We start from the raw sequence: 23,369 nt of genomic DNA, 5'->3' as shown, positions 1-23,369 counted from the left end.
GGGTGACGAGATATGTGGCGAACGGCTTTGGCAATGTGGGCGGCGACGCTGGCGCAGGGAGCAGCCGGCCAGACGCCCGTTCCACCCGTCCAGCCGATCCGAGCGACGAAGATCGTCCTGGTCGGCGATTCGACGGTGCAGGCGAACAGCGGCTGGGGCGGGGCGTTCTGCGCCTATCACGTCACGTCGTTCGCGGCCTGCGTGAACCTGGCGCGTGGCGGGCGCAGCACGTCGAACTACCGGGCGGAGGGGTCATGGGCGCTGGCGCTCGCCGAGATGCGCACGCCCGGCTTTGCCGTCACCTATGTCCTGATCGGGTTCGGGCACAACGACCAGCCGGGCAAGCCGGGTCGGTCGACCGACCTTGCCACCGAATTCCCCGCCAACATGGAGCGCTACGTCGCCGAGATTCGCGCGACGGGGGCGATCCCGGTGCTGTTCACGCCGCTGACCCGGCGTCAGTTCAAGGACGGCAGGCTCGACCGCGATCTCGATCCCTGGGCGGCGGCGATCCGCGCGGTGGGCGCGCGCACCGCGACGCCGGTGATCGACCTCAACCGCCTGTCCGCCGACGCGGTGCAGGCGATGGGCCCGGTCGCCGCCAACCACCTCGCGCAGCTTCCGCCGCCACCGTTGGTGCAAGTGGCCGCCGCGACCGGCACGACGATCGCCGCGCCCAAGACCGAAGTGATGGTGCAGCCCGCCACAACGGGCCCGCGCTGGGGCGATCCCAAGCTGTCGTTCGACTACACCCACTTGGGACGCGCCGGCGCGGACTATTTCGCGACACAGATGACGACGGCGCTCGGGGAGGGCGTTCCCGCGCTGCGCCCGCTGCTGATCCCGTAGCTACAACGCGCGGTAGCGGAAGTCGCGGAACGTCGCCGCGCCCGTTCCTGCCGAATAGAGCCCGGGCCGCAGCATCAGGAAGCCGCCGCGGACATTGTGGTGATAGCCCGACACTTCCATCCCCCGGTCGAACCGCGTCCAGCTGACGCCGCCGTCGGTCGATGTGTGATAGCTGACGATGTGGCGGTTGTTCGTCACGCGCATCCGCATGCGCCGGCCGTTGGGATTGGCCGGGCGCCCGCGCTCGATGCCATATTGGTGGGTGACGAATCGCTTTTCGTCGAAGCCCAGGCCGCAATAGAGCTTCTCGTCGTAGAACAGGATCAGCCCCGCGGTGCCGCCGGGCGCGATCTCGATATCGCATTCGAACTGGTAGCCCCGGTCGCCCGCGATCAGCAGCAGCGGTGAGGACGTGGAGGGGGCGGTGCCCCGCGCCGCCAGCACCAGCGCGCCACCCACGACGTTCGCGCGCGATCGTTCGTCGGCGGCGGGTTTGAAGAAATTCCACTTGCGCCCGATGTCCAGCGTGCCGAAATCGTCGGACAGCGCCATGCCGTGGGGAGCAATTTTTGTGCCGCCCCGGGGCTTGGCGATCGGCTGCGACAAATCGCCACCCGTCATCCGGAACCAGCCGTCCGGAGTCCACTCGACCGGATCGAGCAACGTCTGCCGCCCGAGCGTCCAATAGCCGTTTTCGTACCCGTGATAAACGCTCCACCAGTCGCCCGCCGGCCCCTCGACCAAGGTGGCATGGCCGCGCGACCACCAGTTTTCGGAAAGGTCGGTGGTGCGGACGATGGGGTTGTTCGGCGCGTTGACCCACGGCCCATGGATCGATCGGGAGCGGGCGGCGATCACCATGTGCCCGGTCGGCGGGCCCGCCGTGCCGCCCACCGCCAGGATCAGGTAGAACCAGCCGCCGTGGCGCAGCACCTTCGGCCCTTCAGGGCTGAACCCCTCGACGTCCCAGCTGTCGGGGTAGCGCCATGGATCGTACACATGTTCGGGCTCGCCGATGCGGCGCAGGCCGTCGTCGGACAGCCGCACCCGGTCCCCGCCCGACAGGAACAGCCAGCGCGATCCGTCCTCGCCCACCGCATGGCCGGGATCGATGTGGGCGGGCAGCTTCAGGTCGATCGGCGCGCTCCACGGCCCCTCGATCCGGTCGGCCCAGATTACGTAAATCGTGTTCGGCGACGCCTTCACCGGGATGTACAGGAAATAGCGCCCGCCGTGCTTGGCGAGTTCGGGCGCCCACACCGACCCGATATTCTGTGTGAGGGCAGCGGTGATCGGCGTCCAGTTCACCAGATCGCGCGAATGCCAGATGACCAGCCCCGGATATGAATCGAAGGTCGAGAAGGTCATGTAATAGTCCGCCCCGTCCTTCAGGATCGTCGGGTCGGGATGGTCGCCGGCCATCAGCGGGTTGAGGAAGCGGCCGTCGCCCAGGTCGGCGATGCGTTGGTTGTCGTACCCGCGTTTCCAGTCGAGCACGGGTGCGCGCCGGGCCGGTGCCGCTGCCGCGGCGGGGACAGGCGGCAGGGCGGCGGTCAGCGCCACCGCTGCCGTCGCCCCGAATGCCTCGCGCCGCGTCAGCGCGATCTCGCCGTCCCGCCGCGCCACGGTCAGAACTTGAACCGCGCGCCGACGCGGTAGATCGGGCCCGAGCTCGCATATTGGGTCACGACCGGATTCTCCTGATAGGCAAAGCGATTGGTCGTCTGGTTGGTCAGGTTCAACCCCTCCGCCGTCACCGAGAACCAGTTGGTAAACTTGTAGCTGACCGACGCGTCGATGTTCGTCGTCGCCTTCGAATAGACGAAGTCGTTGACGAGCGGGCCGTTGCACTCGACCCCGGCGACCGACGGGTTGGCGGGGCTGTTGGTCAGGCCCGGTGCGCACGGCCCCGCCGCAATCGGGTAGGCGGTGCTGTATCCTTTACGATACGCCCCCGAAACGCGCGCACGCAGCTTCTTGGTTTCGTAGAACAAAGTCGCGTTGATTGCCTGCGGCGATACGCCCACGAACGGCGCCTTGCCCAGAATCTGCGGGGTCAGCTGCACGCCCGCTGCCGACTGGGTGCCGGGGTCGAGGATATAGTTCAGCTCGGACTTGATGTACGTATAGTTCAGCTGCGCGCCCAGGTTGCGGAAGATCCACGGCAGGAATGTGAAGTTCTGCTGATAGCTGAGCTCGATCCCGCGCAGATAGCCGCCCGGTGCATCCTGGAACTGGCGCGCGGTGAACGGGCCGTTGTTGTTCAGATACGCGATCTGGTTGGCGTTGGTGAACTGCGCGGTGATCGCCGCCACAGTCGCGGCATCGGCGAAGTTGCTGAGCGGTCCGGTGAACAGGATCGTCTGCGGGAAGCTTTCGATATCCTTCTGGAACAGCGCGACCGAGAACAGCCCGCCGCGCGCGAAATACCATTCGAAGCTGGCGTCGAGGTTGGTCGAGCGGAACGGTTTCAGCTTGGGGTTACCCACCGTCAGCGAGGCGCCGACCGTGCTGCCGTCGTTCGGGACCGACAGGGCGGTGATCGTCGGCGACAGATTGCCCAGCAGCGGACGCGCCATCACCTTCGACGCGGCGAAACGGACGATCACATTGTCGATCGGCTCGTACACCAGGTTCATCGACGGCAGGTAATCGGTGTAGCGGTTCGTGCCGACGATCGGACGGCCCGCGGTCGTGGTGCCGTTCGAGGTGACGTCGGTGATCGCGACGCGCGTGCCCGCGTTGCCGCGGAACGGACGCCCGAACAGCATCGTGTTCCAGTCTGCCTGGAAATAGAATCCGGTGTCCTTTTCGGTCACCGAAAAATTCTCGCGACCGCCGTTGCGCCGCGTCGTCAGGCGCCAGTCGCCCCATTTGTTGACGCAGTTGCAGGTGAAGTCGAACAGGTTCTGGAAACCCGCGATCGTCGGCACCAGGAAGCTGGTCGCGGTCCCCTCGGGCAGGGTCAGGCCCTGGCCGAAGTCGATCGTCTTGCTGACCGAGGCGACCGTGGCGCCGGCTTCCCTCAGTGTCGGATTGAGCAGGTCGTTGTTGCGCTCGGCCAGCGACGTCTCGAACCCGAACTCGCGATAGTTGCCGCCGAAGCCCAGGTTGAATTCGTCGTTCACCTGCCAGTCGAAATCGATCTTCGCCTGCTTGTAGGTGTTTTTCACCTTGCGGACATAATGGCGGATCGCGGAGAAACCCTTGACCGTCTGCCAGCTGGCCGGATCGGCGGCGTCGAAGCCGAAATCGATCTTGGGCATCGCCCCGTCACCGCGCTCGTCATAGACGAAGCTGCCCGGGCTATCCATGCGGTTGAACTCGACCAGCAGGCCTTGCGTATCGTTGGTCGACTGCGATCCGCCGCCGATGAACACCGCCTTGAAATTGTCGGTGAACTCGTGCGCCAGGTTGATCGACACCTGACGGAACTCGGTCGTGTATTCGCTTTGGTCTGCGGCCGAGCGGAAGTCGACGTTGCGGAGCACCAGATAGTCGGCGACGCCGTTGGTGACGTTCGCATCGAGCACGTCGACCGCCGGCCGCCCGATCAGCTGCCCGCGGAACGCCAGCCGGTTGGTCGACGCGATGTACCCGACCGAATTGGGGTTGTTATAATAGTCATAGGGATCGAGGTTGAACGGATTGACCGAGAAGATGTTGGCGGTCGCCGGGTCGTTTGCCGCCACCGCGCCCGGCGTGACTGCCGACGGCGCGAGGACGGACGGCACCAGCACGTTCGCGCTGTTGAGCGCCGTCGCGAAGGCCGGGGTCGTGCCGTACAGCTGGCTCCCGCAATCCTGTGCGGGCACGATGTCGCTGCCGGCATTGGGCACGCACAGCCCGGGATACAGCGCGCGCGCCGCGGACGGCGTCAGCGTGTTCGACGCGGTGTTGTAGGTGGCGTTGGTGTTGTTGCGGTTCAGGCCGACCGAGGAAATCTGGTTGTTGGTCGACCGGTTCTTGAAGCGCGAATAGGCGCCGTCGATCGATAGCAGGGTGCGGTTGCTGATCTGCCACTGGTACGAACCGGTGATGCCGATCCGCTCGTTCTTCACATCCTGCTGCTGCAACGTCGCGAGCGCCGGGATCCGCACCAGCGAATCATCGAAGCGCCCCGCGGTGTTGTACGGCGCGCCCGGATACAGCTTCGCATAGGCGGTCGGGTCCGATCCGGTCTGCGCCGCGATCGCTTCGGGATTGGTGATCGCGGTGCCGAAGGTCGTGCCGGCGGGCGCGGAGAAGCCGGCGCGCTGCGGGTTCTCGTTCCCGGCCCACTGCGTGCCGCGGTAGAGATAGTCCGACTGGCCCGGCTGGCGGAAATACTGGTCGAGCGAATTTTCCGACTTCGAATAGGCGCCCGAGATCAGGATGCCCATGTCGCCGTTCAAAAAGCGGGTGGAGGCGAGGCCGGCGATGCGCGGCGACCATTTCTTGCTGTTCTGCTGATAGCTGCCCTCGGTCGAGAGCGCGAAGGTCGTCTTCTTGTAGTCGAACGGACGCCCGGTCTGCAGGTCGATGGTCGCGCCGAGCGAGCCTTCATCGGTTTCGGCGGACGGGGTCTTCTGCACCTTCAGCGAACTGAACAGCTCGGATGCGAACGTGTTGTAGTCGAAACTGCGGCTGCGGTTCGGGCTGGTCCCCGCATCGTTCGACCCTGCGGTCGCCAGCGCCTCCAGCCCGTTCAGGCGGGTACGGTTGAAATCGCCGCCGAGGCCGCGGACGGTGATGCCGCGGCCCTCGCCATTGTCGCGGTCGATCGACACGCCCGGCAGGCGCTGCAGCGACTCCGCCAGGTTGGTGTCGGGGAAGTCGGCGATGTCCTCTGCATTGATCGCATCGACCTGCACGATCGATTCGCGCTTGGTCGATATCGCGCTTTGCAGGGCGGCGCGGTATCCGGTGACGACGATGTCGCCGTCCGCTGCGTCGGGGGCGGCGGTTGCGGTTTCGTTCTGCGGGGTCGGCTCGGCACCGGGGGCGATCTGGTTCGAATCGACCGATGGCTGCGGCGCGTTGTTGGGCGTGGCCGGGCGCTGCGGCGGGTTCGACGCGTCCTGCGCCAGCGCCGGCGTCGCGCCGATCAGCGCCGCGACCGCCATCGCCAGCGTCGATGCCGTCGCGCCGTGCAGCGCCTGTCGTGTGGTCTTCATCGCAATCATCCCTCCCAAGATTTCCCCAGGCGCCGCGTCATCCGCGCGGTCGCCAATTCGTGATGTCGGTTGCCTGCAGCAGCGCAGCGGCGGCGGCGCGGTCGATCATGCGCCGGGTGTCGGCGGCGGGCGCAGCGCCGGGGCCGCGGCTGCCATGCTCGACCAGCCGCGCCTCCTGCGGCGTCAGTTCCGTGCGGCGTCCGTCCGGCGCGGTGTAGCCCATCGCCGTCCACCCCGACCGCGCGATGTGCGCGTCCATCCGGCAATCGATGAAGGCGGCGGCCCCGGTCAGCGCCATGTTGCCACCCGCGCGCCACGGACGCCCCAGAAATACGGTGCCGTCGGCAAGACCGCGCTCGCGCTCCAGCCGGCAGCGGTGGAACACCAGCCCGACCGGCTGGACGGCGGGCGTACTCGGCGCGGCGACGAAGCCCGCGATCGGCCCCGGGATGGCGCGGCTGACGATCGTGCAATCCTCGAACCGCGCGGCGGCGCCGCCGAAGATGAAATCGGTCCCGCCGAGGATGCGGCAATCCTCGAACCACGCGCGCCCTTCGCGCACGTACAGAGTGTCCTGATATCCCTCGATCGCGCAGTCGCGCACGACGCTGCGGTCGGCCCCCGCCGCCAGCGACAGCGCGACCGCCTGCGCCCCGCCCGACGCGCCGCTGCTGAGGTCGGAAAGATAGTCGAAATCGTTGCGGATCGTCAGGTTGCGCAGCGTCACGCCCGGGGCCGCTACCGTCAGCGTCGCCGATCCGCCGGTGCCCCAGCGCGTGCCGTCGGGGCGGCGAAGCCCCGCGGCCGCGCCAAAGGTCAGCACGCTCGTCGCTCCATCGCCGACGATCGTCAGGTCGGGGACGTCCACGACCGGCTTCTCGCGCCAGACGCCGGCGGTCAGGCGGATGGTGGCCGGGCGCCCGAGCTGCCGCGCCATGTTGATCGCCGCAGACAGGGATGCCACATGGCCGATGCCGGGCCGGATTGACACAATGATCTCCGCGCGGGTTGCCGCCTGTGCCGGGACGGTCAGGCAGCAAAGCCCGGCAGCCCCGATCGCAAGCGCGCGCCGGCGATCGACCGGGCCGTGGCCTGGTGCACCGGTGTCATCGCGATGGCGGGCGCACGCGGCTCCCAACTCCGTCCTCCCCCGTTTCGAAGCCGGTGCGTCTTTTGCGCCCCGCAGCTCCGCTTCCGATGTTATGACACCGGTATCAGAATCACGGCATATCGCGTCCGGGCGCTCGTCGCAAGGGGAAGGGGCGCTGCCGCTGTACGCGGGCGAGGGCGCGGGTAACCACGCGGCGTCTCGCGACGGGACGGCGGTTAACCGATTGTTGACGGTGACGAATTGGTAACCGGCGCGTTAATCGATCGCCATGAAGAGACGCTACCTGGTCCTGACCGACGAAGCCCGGCGGCATCCGTTCCGCCAGTCGCTGCCGAAACTGCGCACCGTGGAGGTCGCGGATCAGGACAGCGACCTGAAGCTGTTCGCGCTGAGCTTCACCGCCTTTTTCATCTGCTTCTACACGTTCCTGATCTGACGCAGACGTGCGCCGCGCTCAGTCGCAGGCGCGGTGCAGCTTTTGCGCCAGCCACGCCGACGCGACGCACATCGCGGCGACCAGCAGCAGCATGTTTTCCGGCGTGACGCCCAAGCCGGTGATGACGATGACGGCGATCGATCCGATCGTCATCGCGCCCGAATTGACGACGTTGTTGGCCGCGACCGTGCGCGCGGTCTGATCCTTGGTGACCGTCGTCGTCAGAAACGCATAGAGCGGCACGACGAAGATGCCGCCCGTGATCGCGATCGCCAGCAGGGTCGCCATCACGACCAGCGATTGCGGGTGCGTCAGGAAGTCGCCGACACCGTACAGCGTGCCTGTCGGCGCCGGGGTGAAGCCGCGCGCCTCGAACGAGAAGGCGACGACGCACACCGCCATCGCGAGCACCGCGACGGGCGAATAGCGCGCCGATACCTTGCCCTTCAGCATGGCATTGATCGCCACCGAGCCGATCGCCACCCCGACCGAGAATACCGCGATCGTCAGGCTCGCGACCTGCTCGTCGGCGGTCAGCACGTTCTTCACCAGCGCCGGGAAAATGATGATCAGCACCGACCCGATCGTCCAGAAGAAGCTGATCGCGCAGATCGCCAGGAAAAGCCGCGGGATGTGCATCGTCGCCGAAATCAACCGCCACGACGACGTGAACGGATTGTAGTTGATCTTCAGCTTCGGCCCCATCCTTGGCGCCGGGGGCACCATCCGCCCGGCGAACCAGCCGATCAGCGCGACGATGACGACCAGCCCCGCCGCGACCTCGACAGCGACATAGCCCGCCAGGATCGTGCCGGCGAGGATCGACAGATACGTCGCCGCCTCGACCAGGCCGGTACCGCCCAGCACTTCCTCGTCCTGCAGATGCTGCGGCAGGATCGCGTATTTGATCGGCCCGAAGAACGTCGAATGGGTACCCAGCATCAGCACCGCGCCCAGCATCATGCCGATGCCGACGCTGGTATAGCCCGCCTTCGCCGCCAGCAGCCCGGCGGCGCCGAACACCATGATGAAGATTTCGACCGTCTTGACGATGCGGATGATTCGCGACTTGTCGAACGTGTCGGCCAATTGCCCCGAAAGCGCCGAGAGCAGGAAGAACGGCAGGATGGCGAGGCCGGTCGCCAGCGCGTTGAAATGCTGTTCGAGCGCGGGATCGTTGAACACCTGATAGGTGGCGAACAGGACCATCGCGGTCTTGAACAGATTGTCGTTGAAGGCGCCGAGGAACTGGGTGACGAACAGCGGCAGGAATCGCCGCTCCTTGAGAAGCCCGAGGGCGCTGATCATGAGAACTGGCGCCTCGGCCGTTGTCGAAGGCCAGGGGCATAGCGGATCGGAAAGGGTTGCGGCAACGCATGTTTCTGCGCGCCTCCGCGGCGTCGCGACGCGCGCGGCCATTGCCGTTTTCCGGTGCGGACCGTAAGCCCGGCCAACGATGCTCACTCTTCCCAACGTGCTGACCTTGTCGCGGATCGTCGCGGTGCCGCTGCTGGTCGCGCTGCTGTGGTGGCCGCAGTGGGAGGTGGGCTATGCGCTGGCGTTCGCGCTCTACTGCCTGATGGGGCTGACCGATTATTTCGACGGCTATGTCGCGCGGGCGCGCGGCACCGTGTCGAAGCTTGGCCAGTTCCTCGATCCGATCGCAGACAAGATCATGGTCGCCGCAGTGATCCTGATGCTGGTGGGCACCCGGTTCGAGGATCGCGCGATCATCACTGGCGTCCATCTGATCCCGGCGATGGTGATCCTGCTGCGCGAGATCATGGTGTCGGGCCTGCGCGAATTCCTGGGCGGCATCCAGGTGTCGATCCCGGTCTCGCGGCTGGCGAAGTGGAAGACGACACTGCAACTGGTCGCGCTCGGCGCGCTGATCCTGGCCGGCGCGCTGCCAGGACTGGCGTTCGTGAAGCTGACCGGCCTGTTTGCGCTTTGGGGCGCCGCCGTGCTGACCCTTGTCACCGGCTGGGACTATCTGCGCATCGGCCTGAAGCACATGGATAGCTGATGGACGTCCTGTATTTCGCCTGGGTGCGCGAGGCGGTCGGGAAGGGCAGCGAGAACGTGGCGCCTCCTGCGGACGTTACTACGGTTACCGAACTGCTGGACTGGCTTGCGCGTGACAGCGTGCCCCACGCCACCGCCTTCGCCGACCGCACCCGGTTGCGCGCGGCGATCGACCAGCAGTTCGTGCCGCTCGACGCGTTGCTGGCCGGCGCGCGCGAAGTCGCGATCTTTCCCCCGGTGACCGGCGGATGATCCGCGTCGGCGTCCAGAGCGAGCCGATCGACGTCGCCGCGGCGCTGGCCGCGGTCGAAGGCGACGGGGCGGGGGCGGTCGCGACCTTCACCGGCCTCGTCCGCGCCGACGACGGCGTGGCGGTGCTGGAACTCGAGCACTACCCCGGCATGACCGAAGCCGCGCTGGAGGCGGTGGCGCGGGAGGCGACCGACCGCTTCGCGCTGACCGCCGCGACGATCATCCACCGCGTCGGCGCGATGCGTCCCGGCGAGCGCATCGTCCTTGTAGCCACCGCGGCTCCACACCGCTCGGCGGCACTCGATGCGTGCGCGTATCTGATCGACCGGCTGAAAACCGACGCCCCCTTCTGGAAACGCGAAACCCGCGCCGACGCGGCCCGCTGGGTCGAGGCGCGCGGCACGGACGACGCTGCCGCGGAGCGGTGGCGGTAGGGGGAAACATCTTCCGTTCGTGCGTCGATAACCTCAGCACGACCGGGTGGGGGACGGAGATCACGACCACCCTCCCGTTCGTTTCGAGCGTAGTCGAGAAACCGCAGAGGAGCGCCCGGTAACCGTTTCTCGACTACGCTCGAAACGAACGGGGAAATTCTACCCCTCCGCCAGCACCCCCGCCAGCAACCGGAAATCCTTCTCCCGCGGCGACCCCCTTCGCCATACCAGCGCGATGTCGCGTGCGGGGTCGTCGGCGGCGAGCGGGCAGGCGACGACCTGCGTGCCCTCCAATATCCCCGCATCGACCGCCATCGCTGGCAGGATCGTCATGCCCAGGCCGTTGTCGACCATCTGCACGATCGTGTGCAGCGATGTGCCGAGCATCGTCGGCTCGGCGCGGATTTCTGGCCGGTTGCAGGCGGCGAGCGCATGGTCCTTCAGGCAATGCCCATCCTCCAGCAACAGCAGGCGGGTCTCGTCGATCGCGTCCGGGCGGATGCCGCGCGTCGGCGGGTCGATCTCGCCGCGCTGGAAGGCGAAGTGCAGGGTGTCGGCGAACAGCGTCACAGCTTCGACGTCGCCGCAGGCATAGGGCAGCGCCAGCAGCACGCAGTCAGTGCGCCCGTGGCTCAGCCGCTCGCACGCCGCCGCACTCGGCTCTTCACGCAGGTACAGCTTCAGGTCGGGGTAATCGCGCCGCAGCCGCGGCAGGATGCGTGGCAGCATGAACGGCGCGATCGTCGGGATCACGCTCATCCGCATCTCGCCCGACAAGGGGCGCCCGGCGGCGCGCGCCATGTCGCCCAGTTCGTCCGCCTCGCGCAGCACGCGCCGTGCCTTGTCGACGATGCGCTCGCCCAGCGGCGTGAACCGCACCACCCGCCGCGTCCGCTCGACCAGGGTCACGCCGATCAGCGTCTCCAACTCGCGGATGCCCGCCGACAGCGTCGATTGGGTGACGAAACAGCTCGCTGCCGCGCGCCCGAAATGCCCCGCATCGCGCAGCGCGACGAGATAGTGGAGCTGCTTGATCGTGGGCAGGTAGGTCGCAGCCAGTGATCGTCTCCGTCGATGACTGGCCCGGTTATATACGAAACCGGCGATCTACCGCCAGACCGAGGCGTAGAGATTGTAGAGGCTGGTGAGCGTCAGCAACGCGCCGACCAGCAGCATCAGCACCCGCGCCGGCACCCGCTTCGCCAGCAGCGCCCCGAGCGGCGCGGCGACGACTCCGCCGATCAGCAGCCCGACCGTCGCCAGCGTGAACGCGGCCCAACCGAGCGTGGTGATAAACGTGGCTGAAATCGTCGCCGCCAGGAAGAATTCGGCGGTGTTGACCGTGCCGACCGTCATCCGCGGGTTGGCGCCCTGCACCAGCAGGTTCGACGTCACTACGGGCCCCCAGCCGCCGCCCCCGGCGGCATCCAGAAACCCGCCGATCAGCCCCAGCGGCTCGACGATCTTGGGCTTGCGCTCGATCGGCGGGAAGTGCCAGCCGCGCCACAGCAGGTACAGGCCGATGCCGATCAGATACGTCAGCACGAACGGCTTCGCGACCTCGGCATGGAGGTTCGAGAGCATATAGGCGCCCAGCACCCCGCCGATGACGCCAGGGATGACCAGGCGGAAGAACATCTTCCACTGCACATTCCTGTGCAGCGTGTGGCTGACGCCCGACACCGCGGTCGTGAACGTCTCAACCGTATGCACCCCCGCCGACGCCGCGGCGGGCGGCACGCCCAGGCCCAGCAACAACAGGTTCGACAGCACGCCGAAGGCCATGCCCAGCGCCCCGTCGACGATCTGCGCGGCAAACCCGACTGCGATGAAGGGCAGGAGGGCTTGCCAGTCGATGCCGTCGAGCATTCGAATCCTCTCAACCGGGGGCGGCGTGGGTACCATGACGGCGCGCGGCAATTCCGACAACACAGATAGGCTATCGCGCAGCCAAGGCGAGACATCGCCGTGCTGGAAATCGCCGAAATCGCATCCTACATGGACGGGCCAAGGGGATTTGCGATCATGCCACGGCTCGTCGATTATCTGGATTCGATCAAGAGCCGCGACCCCGCGCCGCGCTCGCGCTGGGAAATCCTGCTGTATCCCGGCGTCCTCGCGGTCGGGCTGCACCGCGTCGCGCACTGGCTGTTCCAGGCCGATCTGTTCTTCCTCGCGCGGTTCGTGAACCATTTCTCGCGCTTCCTGACCGCGATCGACATCCATCCCGGTGCCGTCATCGGGCGCAATTTCTTCATCGACCACGGCTTCACCGTCATCGGCGAGACCGCGGTGATCGGCGACGACGTCACCATCTACCAATGCGTGACGCTGGGCGGGACCAGCCCCGACAACGGCGTGGCGGGCAAGCGTCATCCGACGATTGGAAACGGGGTCATCGTCGGGTCGGGCGCGCAGGTTCTGGGTCCCATCCTGGTCGGCGAACGCGCGCGGATCGGCGCGAACGCTGTGGTGACGAAGGAAGTGCCCCCGGGCGCGACGATGGTCGGCATCCCGGCACGCGCGGTGGTGGTGGAGGCGGAAACCTACCAGCGCGATTTCGTCCCCTACGGCACGCCCTGCCGCGAGATGAGCGAGGCCAGCATGACGCGGTTCGACATGATCGAGCGCGACCTGGTCGACATGCGCGCGCGGCTCGCCTCACGCGAACAGGCCGAAAATCAGGAGCGTGATCGCGCCTGATGGGCAGCGTCACGCCATTCCCGCTCGCCGCCGGACGCCCGCTTCAGATCGGGTTCGAGCGGCTGGAACTCAACCGCATCCTCGACCTCTACGGCCGCATGGTGGCCGCCGGGCACTGGCGCGACTATGCGATCGATCTCGGCCGCGACGCCGCGATCTTCGCCGCCTTCCGCCGCGCCGCCGAACGCCCCGAATTCCGCATCGAGAAGCGCCCGAGCCTGCGCGGCAAGCAGGGCATGTGGGCGCTGGTGGGGGAGTCGGGGGCGGTCCTGAAACGGGGGCATGATCTTGGCCCCGTCCTCGCACCGGTCGAGCGCCGGCTGATGAAGTTGGTCGAGGGTTAACTCCCACTTCACCGTTCGTTTCGAGCGAAGTCGAGAAACAGGATCTGTAGACAGGTTTCTCGACTTCGCTCGAAACGAACGGGTGAGGGAGAATGCCGTAAAACGCCCGGCGGTCCGTGGAGGACTGCCGGGCGCTTTCATATCAAGCCGTCAGACGTGGGCGAGGCGGGGTTGCTGCACCGGCGGCAGATACCCGGCGATCGTACCGAGCGCCCCGACGACCAGCCCGCGGGCGCGGTGCCAGAAGGCGGACAGCAGCAGCAGCGCCGACCCGATCACGAGGCCCGTGAACGCCGCCGACAGCTCGACCGCCCCCGCCGTCTCGAACAGCGACACCAGTGCGTACAGGACGTAAGCGAGGCTCGAGACGAGCAACGCCCGCCGATCAACCGCCAGCGCGACAATCGCGAAGGCGACGTACAGCGCCACCACGATCACCGCCATGCCGACGCCGATGCGGGCGTCGAACACGCCGAGCATGTGGAACACGGAGTGCGCGATCATCGGTGCGGCGGCGAGGTGCAGCCAGAAGGCGACGTCGCTGCGCCGCGTGCGCCGCTCACGGTCGCTGATGTCCCACCGCATGGCGAAGGCGAACATGGCGATGCCCGCGACCAGCACCAGCGGGAAGATCGCGTCGCGCGCCGGCGGGATCAGCCCGACGATCAGCGACATGACCACGCCCACCACCGCAACCGCACCCGCGGCGACCGTGATCGGCACCATGAACCGCCGCCAGTGCAGCCACGCCGCAAACGCCGCGACGCCCGCGATCACCGCAGCGATGGTGCCCGCAATCGCCATCTGCACGTTGCGGTCGGCGCTCTGTGCCTCGATCCAGCGACCCAGCGCGTCGCCATTGTCCGCGACTACCCCGGCCAGCGTCGCCGCGACCCCGCCGACGAAGGCAAGCAGCAGCAGGATGCTCGGCAGCGCCATCCGCCGCTCGCGCGTGAAATATTCGGCCAGCCCCCATGCCACTGCCGCAACCGCCGCGCCACCGAGCGGCGACCAGACCGACCCGCCGATCCACCCGACCGCGGCCAGCAGCAGCGCGCTGGCGATCGCGACGAAGATGTCGTTGAATCCGGTCAGCAGCCGGAACTGTTCCTCGTCCACCGACGGCGCGCCCCGCGTCGCGGCGATATGATTGCGCAGTGCCGCGGCGGCGTCGGGGGTGATCGCCCCGGCCTCCACGGCGCTCATCAGATCCTGTTCGCTATACATGGCAATCCTCCCTGTTGGGGAAGGCTACCACGAGTGTATTGGTGATGCAATACAGTGCGGCGAGCGGTCAGCCTTGGAAGTGCTTGAGGATCGTCATCGCCTGTTCGGACCCGGACTGCGGCACGATCTCTCCGGTCCGGTCGGTGATCCCGGCCCAGTGCGCGGCGACCCCCTCGGCGGTCAGCTCGTCGCCCTGCAGGCGCACCCCCGGCGTCAGCGTGACATAGGCCGCCTGGAAGACGCCCGCGCCCGCGCCCAGGATCGCGTTGGTCGGCGCATCCTCGCTCACCAGATACACCGCCGCCGGCGCGACTGTCTCGGGCGCGAACAGCTTGAAAGCGTCGGCGGGGAACAGATCCTCGGTCATCCGCGTGCCAGCGGTCGGCGCGATGGTGTTGACCCGGACGTTATACTTGGCGCCCTCCAGCGCCAGCGTCTTGGTCAGCCCGGCGAGGCCCAGCTTCGCCGCGCCATAATTCGCCTGGCCGAAATTGCCGAACAAACCGGTCGACGACGCCGTCATCAGAATGCGGCCATACGCCTGCTCGCGCATCGTCTCCCACACCGCCTTGGTGCAGTTGGCGGAGCCGTTCAGATGGACGTCGACGACGAATTTGAAGTCGGCGGGCTCCATCTTGGCGAAGCTCTTGTCGCGAAGCACGCCGGCGTTGTTGATGAGGATGTGGACGCCGCCGAACGCTTCCTTCGCGCGCGCGACCATCTCGACCATCTGGTCGTATTCGGTGACGCTGCCGCCGTTCGCCATCGCGGTGCCGCCCGCCGCCTCGATTTCCTCGACCACCTTCAGCGCAGCATCGGAATGGCCGGTGCCGTCGCGCGATCCGCCCAGATCGTTCACCACCACTTTCGCCCCGCGCCGCGCCAGATCGAGCGCATAGGCGCGGCCCAAGCCACCGCCGGCTCCGGTGACGATGGCGACTTTTCCGGCAAAATCGATGATCATTCAGGCTCTCCATTGCGGGTTTGCGAAGGGCCTTAGCGGCGGCAGCGGAAACCGGAAACACCTTCGCCGTTCGTTTCGAGCGTAGTCGAGAAACCGCCACCTGCGCTCCCGTTGCGGTTTCTCGACTACGCTCGAAACGAACGGATGGGGAGGGAACACACAACGGGCGCGGCCTCCGGTTGGAAGCCGCGCCCGCCGTAGCGTCAAGGACGGTCGATCAGCCGCCGCGCTGGCGGCAGCTGTCGGTTATCGTCTTCGAACACAGCGGATAATTCGCCTTGGGCGCCGGCGGCGGCGGGGCCGTCATCGGTGCAGGGGCGCCTGCGTCCATCGAGGGTGCGGGCGGCGGCGCCATTGCTGCAGGATCAGCCGGCGGCGGGGGCGCAGGCGGCGTGGCCGGCGTCATCGTCTGGTCGGCCATCGGTGCGGCGGGATCGGCCGGCGGCGGCGGCGGCATGGGTGCTGCGGGCGGCATCGGTGCAGCCTGCGGCGCAGGGGGCGGCGGCGGGGTCTGCATGTCCTGTGCGACGGCAGCCGTGCCGCCAAAGGCGAGCGCAGTCGCCAGCAAGAGGGCTTTCATGATCGGATCGCTCCTAGATTTCGGCGCATCTGTTCGTGCGTCATGCTGGGTAACGCGGCACGCGCGGAGTCGTTGCCTCTGCGATCCGACTTTCGTCGCTCGCTACCCGGCATCCAGCGCATAACCCGCTGAACGGACAGTGCGAATGATGTCGGGCCGGTCGCCGACGTTGATCGCCTTGCGCAGCCGCCGGATGTGGACGTCGACGGTCCGCGCCTCGATGTCAGAATCGTGCCCCCACACCGCATCGAGCAGCCGCTCGCGCGAGAACACCCAGCCGGGATGCTCCAGGAAATGCTTCAGCAGCCGGAACTCGGTCGGCCCCAGCGCGACCGTGTCGCCGCCGCGCTTCACCTTGTGGCCGACGGTGTCCATTTCCAGATCGCCATAAGTCAGCGATTCGCCCGCCAGCCCCGGCCGCACGCGGCGCAGCACCGCGTTGACGCGGGCGATCAGCTCGCGCGGGGAAAACGGCTTTGTCACGTAATCGTCGGCGCCCGTCTCCAGTCCCCGGACACGGTCCTCCTCCTCGCCGCGCGCGGTCAGCATGATGATGGGCACGTTCTGCGTGGCGGTCTGGCGGCGCAGGCGGCGGCAAACTTCCAGGCCGGAAATGCCCCCCTCGATCATCCAGTCGAGCAGGACGATGTCGGGTGCTGCCTCCTGCGCCATCAGCATCGCTTCCTCGCCGTCGGCGGTGTGGCGGACCTCGAAATCCTCGCGGCGGAAGTTCCAGGACACCAGCTCCGCCAGCGCGGGATCGTCCTCGACCAGCAGCATCGTCGCGCGGCTCACAACCTCGTCTCCCCCTGCGGGCCGTCGCCCATGATGTCGTTCTCGCGGTCGGCGAGGTAGCGGCCGGTCGCCGCGAAATAGACCATTTCGGCGACGTTGGTGGCGTGGTCGCCGATCCGTTCCAGGTTCTTGGCGACGAACATCAGGTGCGCGACCTCGCTGATCGTCTTCGGATTTTCGGCCATGAAGGTCAGCAGCACGCGGAAGATCGAATTGTAGAAATCGTCGACCGCGCGGTCGCGTTGGCACACGTCGATCGCCGCCGCCGCGTCGCGCCTGGCGAACGCATCCAGCACGTCGCGCACCATGTCGCTGGCCAGCACCGCCATCGCCGGCAGGATCGACAGCGCCTCGATGCGGTCGGCACCGGTGTGGATCATCGGCACGCGCTTGGCGATGTTCTTGGCATAATCGCCGATCCGCTCGATCACCGCGGCGATCTTCAGCGCGGCGACGACCTCACGCAAATCGTCCGCCATCGGTGCGCGCAGCGCGATGACGCGCACCGCCAGCCGCTCGACCTCCGCCTCAATCGCATCAATCGCCTTGTCCTTGTCGCGGACCTGGCGTGCGAGCGTCTCGTCGCCGCGGGTCAGCGCGGTCATCGCATCGGCGATCGCCTGTTCGGCAAGCCCGCCCATCTGCGAGATCAGGCCGCGCAGCTGGCCGATGTCGGCGTCGAACGCCTTGACGGTATGTTCGTGACCAGTCGGCATCATTTGCTCCTTGTGAGCGCGGTCGGGCAGGCCTCAACCATAACGCCCCGTGATGTAATCCTTGGTCCGCGCCTCGCGCGGCGCGGTGAAGATCTCGTCGGTCAGCCCGTATTCGACCAGCTGCCCCAGGTGGAAGAACGCGGTGCGCTGCGACACGCGCGCGGCCTGCTGCATGTTGTGGGTGACGATGACGATGGCGTAATTGCCGCGCAGGTCGGCGATCAGCTCCTCGATCCGCGCGGTCGCGATCGGGTCGAGCGCGCTGCACGGCTCGTCCATCAGGATCACTTCCGGGTCGACCGCGATCGCGCGCGCGATGCACAGCCGCTGCTGCTGCCCGCCTGACAGCGCGGTGCCGCTGTCCTGCAACCGGTCCTTCACCTCGTCCCACAGCCCGGCGCGCTTCAGCGACCGTTCGACGATGTCGGCCAGCTCGCCCTTCGACTGCGCCAGCCCGTGGATGCGTGGGCCGTAGGCGACGTTCTCGAAGATCGACTTGGGGAAGGGATTGGGCTTCTGGAACACCATGCCGACGCGCGCGCGCAGCTGTACCACGTCCATGTCCGACGCGTAGATGTCCTCGCCGTCCAGCAGGATCTTGCCGGTCACGTGCGCCGACGGGATGGTGTCGTTCATCCGGTTCAGGGTGCGCAGGAACGTCGACTTGCCGCAGCCGCTTGGCCCGATGAAGGCTGTCACCTCGTCCACCGCCATGTCAATCGACACGTCGGACACCGCCTGCTTGCCGGCGTAGGAGACGCTGACGCCGCGCGCGGCCATTTTGGGGGAGCTAAGGGTCACCAGCGGGTCTCGAACCTGTTGCGGAGGTAGATGGCGAGCGCATTCATCGCCAGCAGGAAGGCGAGCAGCACCAGGATCGCCGCCGACGTCTTCTCGACGAAGCCCTGGCTCACCTCGTCCGACCACAGGAAAATCTGCACCGGCAGCACGGTGGCGGGGTCGGTGAAACCCTGCGGCGGGCTGGCGATGAAGGCGCGCATCCCGATCATCAGCAGCGGCGCGGTCTCGCCCAACGCGCGCGCCATGCCGATGATCGTGCCGGTCAGGATGCCGGGCAGCGCGATCGGCAGGACGTGGTGGAACACGACCTGGATGCGGCTGGCACCGATGCCGAGCGCGGCATCGCGGATCGACGGCGGCACCGCCTTGATCGCGTTGCGCCCGGCGATGACGATGACCGGCATGATCATCAGGGCAAGCGTCAGTCCGCCGACGATCGGCGCCGACCGCGGCAGGCCGAACGTGCCCAGCAGCACCGCCAGCCCCAGCAGGCCGAAGATGATCGACGGCACCGCGGCCAGGTTGTTGATCGACACCTCGATCAGGTCGGTCCAGCGGTTCCGCGGCGCATATTCCTCGAGGTACACCGCCGACAGCACGCCGATCGGGAAAGCGATGGCCAGCGTCACCAGCATCGTCATCAGCGATCCCTTCAGCGCCCCCCAGATGCCGACCGCGCCGGGATCGGTGGCGTCGGCGCGGGTGAAGAAATCGGGGTTGAACCCGGTCGAGATCAGCCGAAGTCCTTCCAACCGCGCGACGATCGCCTCTGCCTCTGGCGATCCGGTCCCCCGCATCGCCGCATCGATGTCGGTCGATGCCGGCACGTCGATCGCCGCACGGGTGCGCAGGATGGCGGGGTCGGCGCGGATCGCGTCGCGCACTTTCAGCCACGCGGCATCGGCGATCACCCGGTCGCCGTCCGGGCCGAACGCGGCGACCGCCGCGCTAGAAACCGCACCCTGAAGCCCCGCGCCCGAGATGGCGAGGTCTGCGCCCGGCCCCTGCAACTGCGCGCGGGTGATCGGCAGCGCCAGGCTCTCGAAATCGATCGACAGCTTCACCTGCGTGCGTTGAAACCCGCCGATCCCGCCAGACACCATCGACCCGAGCAGGAACGCCAGGAACGCGCCCGACAGCACAACCGCCAGCAACCCCATCAGCCGGAAGCGGCGCTCGGCGGCATAGCGGCGGCGGATGCGGCGCTGCATCGCGTTGTCCCGCCAGTCGGTCGGCGTGCGCGGGGCGCTATTCATACGCTTCCCGATACCGTTTCACGACGCTCAATGCGACGATGTTCAGCAGGAAGGTGATGAGGAACAGCGTGAGGCCCAATGCGAACGCGGCGAGCGTCTTCGGGCTGTCGAACTCGGCTTCCCCGGTCAGCAGGTCGACGATCTGCTTAGTGACGGTGGTGGCGCTTTCGAACGGGTTCAGCGTGATCGTCGCCGCGCCGCTCGCTGCCATCACCACGATCATCGTCTCCCCGATCGCGCGGCTGACCGCCAGCAGCACGCCCGCCACCACGCCCGGCAGCGCGGCGGGCATCAGGACGCGGCGGATCGTCTCGTTGGTGGTCGCCCCCATCGCCAGGCTGCCGTCGCGCATCGACGCCGGCACCGCGGCGATCGCGTCGTCCGCCATCGACGACACGAACGGGATGATCATCACCCCCATCACCAGCCCCGCCGACAGCGCGCTTTCCGAACTGGCGAACGGCATGCCCAGCGCCACCGCGACCTGCCGGATCGCCGGCCCGACGGTCAGCGCCGCGAAATAGCCGTACACGACGGTCGGAATCCCTGCGAGCACCTCCAGCATCGGCTTCACCCAGCGCCGCACCGAGGGCTTGGCGTACTGCGTGAGGTAGATCGCGCTCATCAGCCCGAACGGAATCGCCACCAGCATCGCGATGACCGCACCGATGAAGAAGGTGCCCCAGAACAGCGGCACCGCGCCCAGCGCGCTGCCGGGGTCGTTCGCCGGGATGACCTGCGGGCTCCAGTTGGTGCCGAGCAGGAAGTCGGTGACCGGCACGCGCTCGAAAAAGCGCACGCTTTCGAACACGAGGCTGAGGAAGATGCCGAGCGTCGTCAGGATCGCGATCAGCGACGCGACCAGCAGCGCGAGCATTACCCCGCGCTCGACCTGCGCACGCGCCCGAAACGCCGGCGCGACGCGGCTCAGCGCATAGGCGCCGCCGGCAAAGGCCAGCAGGATCGCGACGATCGTCCCGATCCAGCGATAGCGGCTGGCCGCGGCGGCGAAGGCGGGGGCCAGGCCTTCCGACTGCGAATAGAAGGCGCCGTATGCGCTGCCCGCTGCCAGGCTGCGCGCCTCGTTCAATATTGCCTCGCGCTCGAACCCGCCCGCCGGCAGCACGCTGGCGGCGGGGTGGGAGAGGGCGGTGGCGGTGACCAGCGACGGGCTGAGCGCCGCCCACCCGGCGAGGAAGATCAGCGCCGGCACGACCACCCACAGCACGACATAGGCGGCATGCTGTCCGGGCAGCGAATTGGCCCGTGCCGGTCCGCCCGCAAACGCGAACGCCCGCGCCCGCGCGCTCATCCAGCCTATCAGGGCCAGGCCGGCGATCAGGGCGAGGAGGGCCACGCCGTTCACGTCAGTGCAGCCCCGCCGGGTCGAGCGGGGTCCGCCTGGCAACCACCGCCGCTGCACGCGCCCGCACGTCGGCGCCCGCCGCGATCAGCCCGCGCCGCACCAGCGGCCCGCCCGGTCCCCACATCGTCACATAATCGGCCAGGAACTCGCGCAGTCCCGGCACCGCCCGCAGATGCGCAACCTTCACATAGATGTATAGCGGTCGCGCGCCCGGATAGCTGCCGTCGGCGATGCTGGCATAGGTCGGCACCACGCCGTCGAGCGGCACGCCGTGCAGCCGCGCGGCATTTTCCTCGAGGTAGCTGTAGCCGAAGATGCCGATCGCATTGGGGTTGGTCGACAGGTTCTGGACGATCAGATTGTCGTTCTCGCCCTTGTCGACATAGGCGCCGTCCTCGCGCAGCCGCGTGCAATGCTCGGCGAACGCGTCGGGGTCACTGTCCTTCACCGCCTTCATCCGCGGCTCCAGCGCCTCGCAGGCGGGCACCATCACCAACTCGGCAAAGGCGTCGCGCGTGCCGCTGGTCGATGGCGGGCCGTAGGTCTGGATCGGGATGGCGGGGAGGGCTGGGTTCACGTCGCTCCACAACCGGGCCGCATTCGCCTTGCCCAGCGGGTTTGCGGCCAGCGCCAGATACACGTCGCGACGCGATAGCCGCAGTTTCGGCCCGGCATTCGATTCGGCAAGCGCGATGCCGTCGGTGCCGAACTGCACTTCCATCACCGGTCCGACGCCGTTGGCGCGGCAGGCGTCGTATTCGGATCGCTTAATCCGCCGGCTGGCGTTGACGATGTCGGGATGCTGCGGGCCGATGCCGGCGCAGAACAGCTTGATGCCAGGGCCGGTGCCGGTCGATTCGACCACCGGCGCCTTCATGTCGGGACGCGCGTTCACGAAATTCTCGGCGACCGCGGTGGTGAAGGGATAGACGGTCGACGATCCGACGACCTTGATCTGGTCGCGCGTCGTGCCCCCGCCCGAGCAGGCGGCGAGCACCAGCAGGGAGGCCAGGATCGGTCGGGCGGCTCGCATCGCGTTCGGGCAATCTCGCTGGCGACGACGCGCGATTCGTCCGCGGGCGTCGTCAGACCCCTGTTGCGGTTTCGTTACGGCATGATGACAGCGCGTCCGTGTCGTCCGCGACCGGGGCGGCGGGCAGCACCACCGCGATCGTCGTCCCCTGTCCAACCATGCTGCGGATATCCAGCCGCCCGCGGTGCCGCTCGACGATGTGCTTGACGATGGCGAGGCCCAGGCCCGTGCCTCCGACTGCACGGCTGCGCCCCGGATCGACGCGATAGAACCGCTCGGTCAGCCGCGGCAAATGCTCGGGCGCGATGCCGTCGCCCTCATCGGTCACGGTGACACGCGCGATCGTGTCGTCGCGCGCGATGGCGATCGTCACCGGGGTTCCGACCCGCCCGTATTTCATCGCATTGCCGACGAGGTTGTGCAGCAGCTGCGACAATTGCGCCGCGTCGCCCGGCACCACGACCGGCACGGACGCGTCCAGCACCAGGTCGCCCGCCCGCGCCGTATCGCCCGCGCTCAGCTCGACGCAGACGCCGCGCGCGACGTGCGCCAGATCGACCCGCGTTTCGGGCGCGCGAAATTTCTCCGCCTCGATCCGGCTGAGACTCATCAGGTCGCCGACCAGCCGCTCCATCCGACGCGCCTCGTCGTCCATCACCCGCAGGAACCGCGCGCGCACTTCAGGCTCCTCGCCCGCGCCCTCCTGCAAGGTCTCGATGAAGCCCAGGATGGAGGCGAGCGGGGTGCGCAGCTCGTGGCTGGCGTTGGCGACGAAATCGACGCGGATGCGGTCTGCGGCGCGGCTGTCGGTGCGATCGGACAGGTGGATCAGCCGCCGCTCGCCGCCGATATCGCGCAGCCGCATCTGCCAATGCTGGTCGCGCTGGCCCAGGCCGACCAGATCGACGGCAGCGTCGTCGGTGTCGTCCCGGATCAGCCGTTCGGCGGCGGCGGGGTGGCGGATGGCCAGGCGCACGTCCTGCGCGATGACATGCTCCCCGACCAGCGCGCGCGCGGCGCGATTGGCGCGCACCACCTGCGCGCCGGCGATCACCAGGATCGGTTCGTCCACCGCGTCCAGCAGCGCGTCGATGCCATTGTCCGCGGTGTCGGCGTCGCCCCCGCCGATCGCGCGCACCGGCTCGCCGAGCCCCGCGCCCAGCAGCACCGCCGCCGCGCCGATCACGGGCACCAGCAACGTCGTCGATCCGTCGCCCGTCAGCAGCCAGGCGGCGATGCCGGTCCCCGCGACCAGGGCCAGCGCCAGCATCAGCCGGATCGATCGTGCCGTCCCCATAGCGCCAAGCGGCGTAGCGGAACG

General features: G+C 67.8%; 23 protein-coding genes. 7 read left to right on the top strand and 16 right to left on the bottom strand.

Annotation, left to right across the window (positions count from 1 at the left end):
* Positions 1–33 precede the first annotated feature (33 nt).
* Positions 34–849: a rhamnogalacturonan acetylesterase gene (locus M9980_RS07170; RefSeq protein WP_250754818.1), complete on the top strand. Its 816-nt coding sequence runs from the start codon at positions 34–36 to the stop codon at positions 847–849.
* Here M9980_RS07170 and M9980_RS07165 read toward each other — a convergent pair whose 3' ends face one another.
* The 3 genes from M9980_RS07165 to M9980_RS07155 are packed head-to-tail and all read right to left on the bottom strand — an operon-like array spanning position 850 to position 6,969.
* A complete protein-coding gene (locus M9980_RS07165) occupies positions 850–2,454 on the bottom strand; it encodes a family 43 glycosylhydrolase (protein WP_250754816.1) in 1,605 nt (534 codons plus the stop codon).
* A 23-nt stretch (positions 2,455–2,477) separates the two neighbouring features.
* Positions 2,478–6,005 (bottom strand): TonB-dependent receptor, encoded by a 3,528-nt coding sequence (locus M9980_RS07160; protein ID WP_250748142.1) that lies wholly within the window; start codon positions 6,003–6,005, stop codon positions 2,478–2,480.
* A gap of 37 nt (positions 6,006–6,042) precedes the next feature.
* On the bottom strand, positions 6,043–6,969 hold the full coding sequence (locus tag M9980_RS07155) for a pectinesterase family protein (RefSeq protein WP_250748127.1): 927 nt from the start codon (positions 6,967–6,969) through the stop codon (positions 6,043–6,045).
* Positions 6,970–7,384: 415 nt separating this feature from the next.
* Here M9980_RS07155 and M9980_RS07150 point away from each other — a divergent pair, with 415 nt between their 5' ends.
* Entirely contained in the window at positions 7,385–7,552 is a 168-nt protein-coding gene (locus M9980_RS07150) for a hypothetical protein (RefSeq protein WP_250748119.1), read from the top strand.
* Between the two features lie 18 nt (positions 7,553–7,570).
* Here the strand turns inward: M9980_RS07150 and M9980_RS07145 are convergent, their stop codons facing one another.
* Positions 7,571–8,860 carry an MFS transporter gene (locus tag M9980_RS07145; RefSeq protein WP_250748117.1) on the bottom strand — a complete coding sequence of 430 codons (1,290 nt, stop codon included), beginning with the start codon at positions 8,858–8,860 and terminating at the stop codon, positions 7,571–7,573.
* A gap of 148 nt (positions 8,861–9,008) precedes the next feature.
* Between M9980_RS07145 and pgsA the strand changes: the two genes are divergently transcribed.
* The 3 genes from pgsA to M9980_RS07130 are packed head-to-tail and all read left to right on the top strand — an operon-like array spanning position 9,009 to position 10,263.
* Entirely contained in the window at positions 9,009–9,578 is a 570-nt protein-coding gene (gene pgsA / locus M9980_RS07140) for a CDP-diacylglycerol--glycerol-3-phosphate 3-phosphatidyltransferase (protein ID WP_250748106.1), read from the top strand.
* Positions 9,578–9,829, top strand: coding sequence for a molybdopterin converting factor subunit 1 (moaD, locus tag M9980_RS07135; protein ID WP_250748097.1), 252 nt, complete (start codon positions 9,578–9,580; stop codon positions 9,827–9,829). Before pgsA ends, moaD begins: the two co-directional genes overlap by 1 nt.
* Positions 9,826–10,263 carry a molybdenum cofactor biosynthesis protein MoaE gene (locus tag M9980_RS07130; RefSeq protein ID WP_250748089.1) on the top strand — a complete coding sequence of 146 codons (438 nt, stop codon included), beginning with the start codon at positions 9,826–9,828 and terminating at the stop codon, positions 10,261–10,263. The genes moaD and M9980_RS07130 overlap by 4 nt, the downstream gene beginning before the upstream one ends.
* 159 nt (positions 10,264–10,422) lie before the next feature.
* Here the strand turns inward: M9980_RS07130 and M9980_RS07125 are convergent, their stop codons facing one another.
* Both M9980_RS07125 and M9980_RS07120 read right to left on the bottom strand, forming a co-directional pair.
* Positions 10,423–11,322, bottom strand: a complete 900-nt coding sequence (locus M9980_RS07125) for a hydrogen peroxide-inducible genes activator (RefSeq protein WP_250754814.1) — start codon at positions 11,320–11,322, stop codon at positions 10,423–10,425.
* Between the two features lie 48 nt (positions 11,323–11,370).
* A complete protein-coding gene (locus M9980_RS07120; protein WP_250754777.1) occupies positions 11,371–12,132 on the bottom strand; it encodes a sulfite exporter TauE/SafE family protein in 762 nt (253 codons plus the stop codon).
* A 153-nt stretch (positions 12,133–12,285) separates the two neighbouring features.
* On the opposite strand from M9980_RS07120, the gene epsC reads away from it, so the two are divergent.
* Together epsC and M9980_RS07110 are read left to right on the top strand one after the other, a co-directional pair.
* On the top strand, positions 12,286–12,966 hold the full coding sequence (epsC, locus tag M9980_RS07115; RefSeq protein ID WP_250754813.1) for a serine O-acetyltransferase EpsC: 681 nt from the start codon (positions 12,286–12,288) through the stop codon (positions 12,964–12,966).
* A complete protein-coding gene (locus tag M9980_RS07110; protein WP_250754776.1) occupies positions 12,966–13,310 on the top strand; it encodes a DUF2794 domain-containing protein in 345 nt (114 codons plus the stop codon). The genes epsC and M9980_RS07110 overlap by 1 nt, the downstream gene beginning before the upstream one ends.
* Before the next feature lie 150 nt (positions 13,311–13,460).
* Here the strand turns inward: M9980_RS07110 and M9980_RS07105 are convergent, their stop codons facing one another.
* From M9980_RS07105 to M9980_RS07060, 10 genes are all read right to left on the bottom strand, one after another.
* Positions 13,461–14,537, bottom strand: a complete 1,077-nt coding sequence (locus tag M9980_RS07105; RefSeq protein WP_250754774.1) for a hypothetical protein — start codon at positions 14,535–14,537, stop codon at positions 13,461–13,463.
* Between the two features lie 67 nt (positions 14,538–14,604).
* Complete coding sequence (locus tag M9980_RS07100; protein ID WP_250754772.1) at positions 14,605–15,501, bottom strand: SDR family NAD(P)-dependent oxidoreductase; 897 nt, start codon at positions 15,499–15,501, stop codon at positions 14,605–14,607.
* Positions 15,502–15,718: 217 nt separating this feature from the next.
* The gene (locus M9980_RS07095; protein ID WP_250754769.1) at positions 15,719–16,081 is read right to left on the bottom strand and encodes a Fe-S oxidoreductase; all 363 of its coding nucleotides are present in this window, start codon (positions 16,079–16,081) and stop codon (positions 15,719–15,721) included.
* A 102-nt stretch (positions 16,082–16,183) separates the two neighbouring features.
* The gene (gene phoB / locus M9980_RS07090; protein WP_250754767.1) at positions 16,184–16,876 is read right to left on the bottom strand and encodes a phosphate regulon transcriptional regulator PhoB; all 693 of its coding nucleotides are present in this window, start codon (positions 16,874–16,876) and stop codon (positions 16,184–16,186) included.
* Complete coding sequence (gene phoU, locus M9980_RS07085) at positions 16,873–17,592, bottom strand: phosphate signaling complex protein PhoU (RefSeq protein ID WP_250754811.1); 720 nt, start codon at positions 17,590–17,592, stop codon at positions 16,873–16,875. The genes phoB and phoU overlap by 4 nt, the downstream gene beginning before the upstream one ends.
* 33 nt (positions 17,593–17,625) lie before the next feature.
* Positions 17,626–18,372, bottom strand: coding sequence for a phosphate ABC transporter ATP-binding protein PstB (gene pstB / locus M9980_RS07080; RefSeq protein WP_250754809.1), 747 nt, complete (start codon positions 18,370–18,372; stop codon positions 17,626–17,628).
* A gap of 17 nt (positions 18,373–18,389) precedes the next feature.
* On the bottom strand, positions 18,390–19,649 hold the full coding sequence (gene pstA, locus M9980_RS07075; RefSeq protein ID WP_250754765.1) for a phosphate ABC transporter permease PstA: 1,260 nt from the start codon (positions 19,647–19,649) through the stop codon (positions 18,390–18,392).
* On the bottom strand, positions 19,642–21,015 hold the full coding sequence (gene pstC, locus M9980_RS07070) for a phosphate ABC transporter permease subunit PstC (RefSeq protein WP_250754763.1): 1,374 nt from the start codon (positions 21,013–21,015) through the stop codon (positions 19,642–19,644). The genes pstA and pstC overlap by 8 nt, the downstream gene beginning before the upstream one ends.
* 1 nt (position 21,016) lies before the next feature.
* Complete coding sequence (locus M9980_RS07065) at positions 21,017–22,048, bottom strand: substrate-binding domain-containing protein (protein WP_250754762.1); 1,032 nt, start codon at positions 22,046–22,048, stop codon at positions 21,017–21,019.
* 52 nt (positions 22,049–22,100) lie between these two features.
* Positions 22,101–23,318, bottom strand: coding sequence for an ATP-binding protein (locus M9980_RS07060; protein WP_250754761.1), 1,218 nt, complete (start codon positions 23,316–23,318; stop codon positions 22,101–22,103).
* Positions 23,319–23,369: the final 51 nt, after the last annotated feature.

Source organism: Sphingomonas donggukensis, from assembly GCF_023674425.1.
Lineage (GTDB): Bacteria > Pseudomonadota > Alphaproteobacteria > Sphingomonadales > Sphingomonadaceae > Sphingomonas > Sphingomonas donggukensis.
This window is presented reverse-complemented; position numbering and strand designations above follow the sequence as displayed.

Coding starts and splice junctions, on each gene's coding strand:
- M9980_RS07170 (WP_250754818.1), top strand. CDS start 34: ATGTGGGCGGCGACGCTGGCGCAGGGAGCAGCCGGCCAGACGCCCGTT.
- M9980_RS07160 (WP_250748142.1), bottom strand. CDS start 6,005: ATGAAGACCACACGACAGGCGCTGCACGGCGCGACGGCATCGACGCTG.
- M9980_RS07150 (WP_250748119.1), top strand. CDS start 7,385: ATGAAGAGACGCTACCTGGTCCTGACCGACGAAGCCCGGCGGCATCCG.
- M9980_RS07145 (WP_250748117.1), bottom strand. CDS start 8,860: ATGATCAGCGCCCTCGGGCTTCTCAAGGAGCGGCGATTCCTGCCGCTG.
- pgsA (WP_250748106.1), top strand. CDS start 9,009: ATGCTCACTCTTCCCAACGTGCTGACCTTGTCGCGGATCGTCGCGGTG.
- moaD (WP_250748097.1), top strand. CDS start 9,578: ATGGACGTCCTGTATTTCGCCTGGGTGCGCGAGGCGGTCGGGAAGGGC.
- M9980_RS07130 (WP_250748089.1), top strand. CDS start 9,826: ATGATCCGCGTCGGCGTCCAGAGCGAGCCGATCGACGTCGCCGCGGCG.
- M9980_RS07120 (WP_250754777.1), bottom strand. CDS start 12,132: ATGCTCGACGGCATCGACTGGCAAGCCCTCCTGCCCTTCATCGCAGTC.
- M9980_RS07110 (WP_250754776.1), top strand. CDS start 12,966: ATGGGCAGCGTCACGCCATTCCCGCTCGCCGCCGGACGCCCGCTTCAG.
- M9980_RS07105 (WP_250754774.1), bottom strand. CDS start 14,537: ATGTATAGCGAACAGGATCTGATGAGCGCCGTGGAGGCCGGGGCGATC.
- M9980_RS07100 (WP_250754772.1), bottom strand. CDS start 15,501: ATGATCATCGATTTTGCCGGAAAAGTCGCCATCGTCACCGGAGCCGGC.
- M9980_RS07095 (WP_250754769.1), bottom strand. CDS start 16,081: ATGAAAGCCCTCTTGCTGGCGACTGCGCTCGCCTTTGGCGGCACGGCT.
- phoU (WP_250754811.1), bottom strand. CDS start 17,592: ATGCCGACTGGTCACGAACATACCGTCAAGGCGTTCGACGCCGACATC.
- pstB (WP_250754809.1), bottom strand. CDS start 18,372: ATGGCCGCGCGCGGCGTCAGCGTCTCCTACGCCGGCAAGCAGGCGGTG.
- pstA (WP_250754765.1), bottom strand. CDS start 19,649: ATGAATAGCGCCCCGCGCACGCCGACCGACTGGCGGGACAACGCGATG.
- M9980_RS07065 (WP_250754762.1), bottom strand. CDS start 22,048: ATGCGAGCCGCCCGACCGATCCTGGCCTCCCTGCTGGTGCTCGCCGCC.
- M9980_RS07060 (WP_250754761.1), bottom strand. CDS start 23,318: ATGCTGGCGCTGGCCCTGGTCGCGGGGACCGGCATCGCCGCCTGGCTG.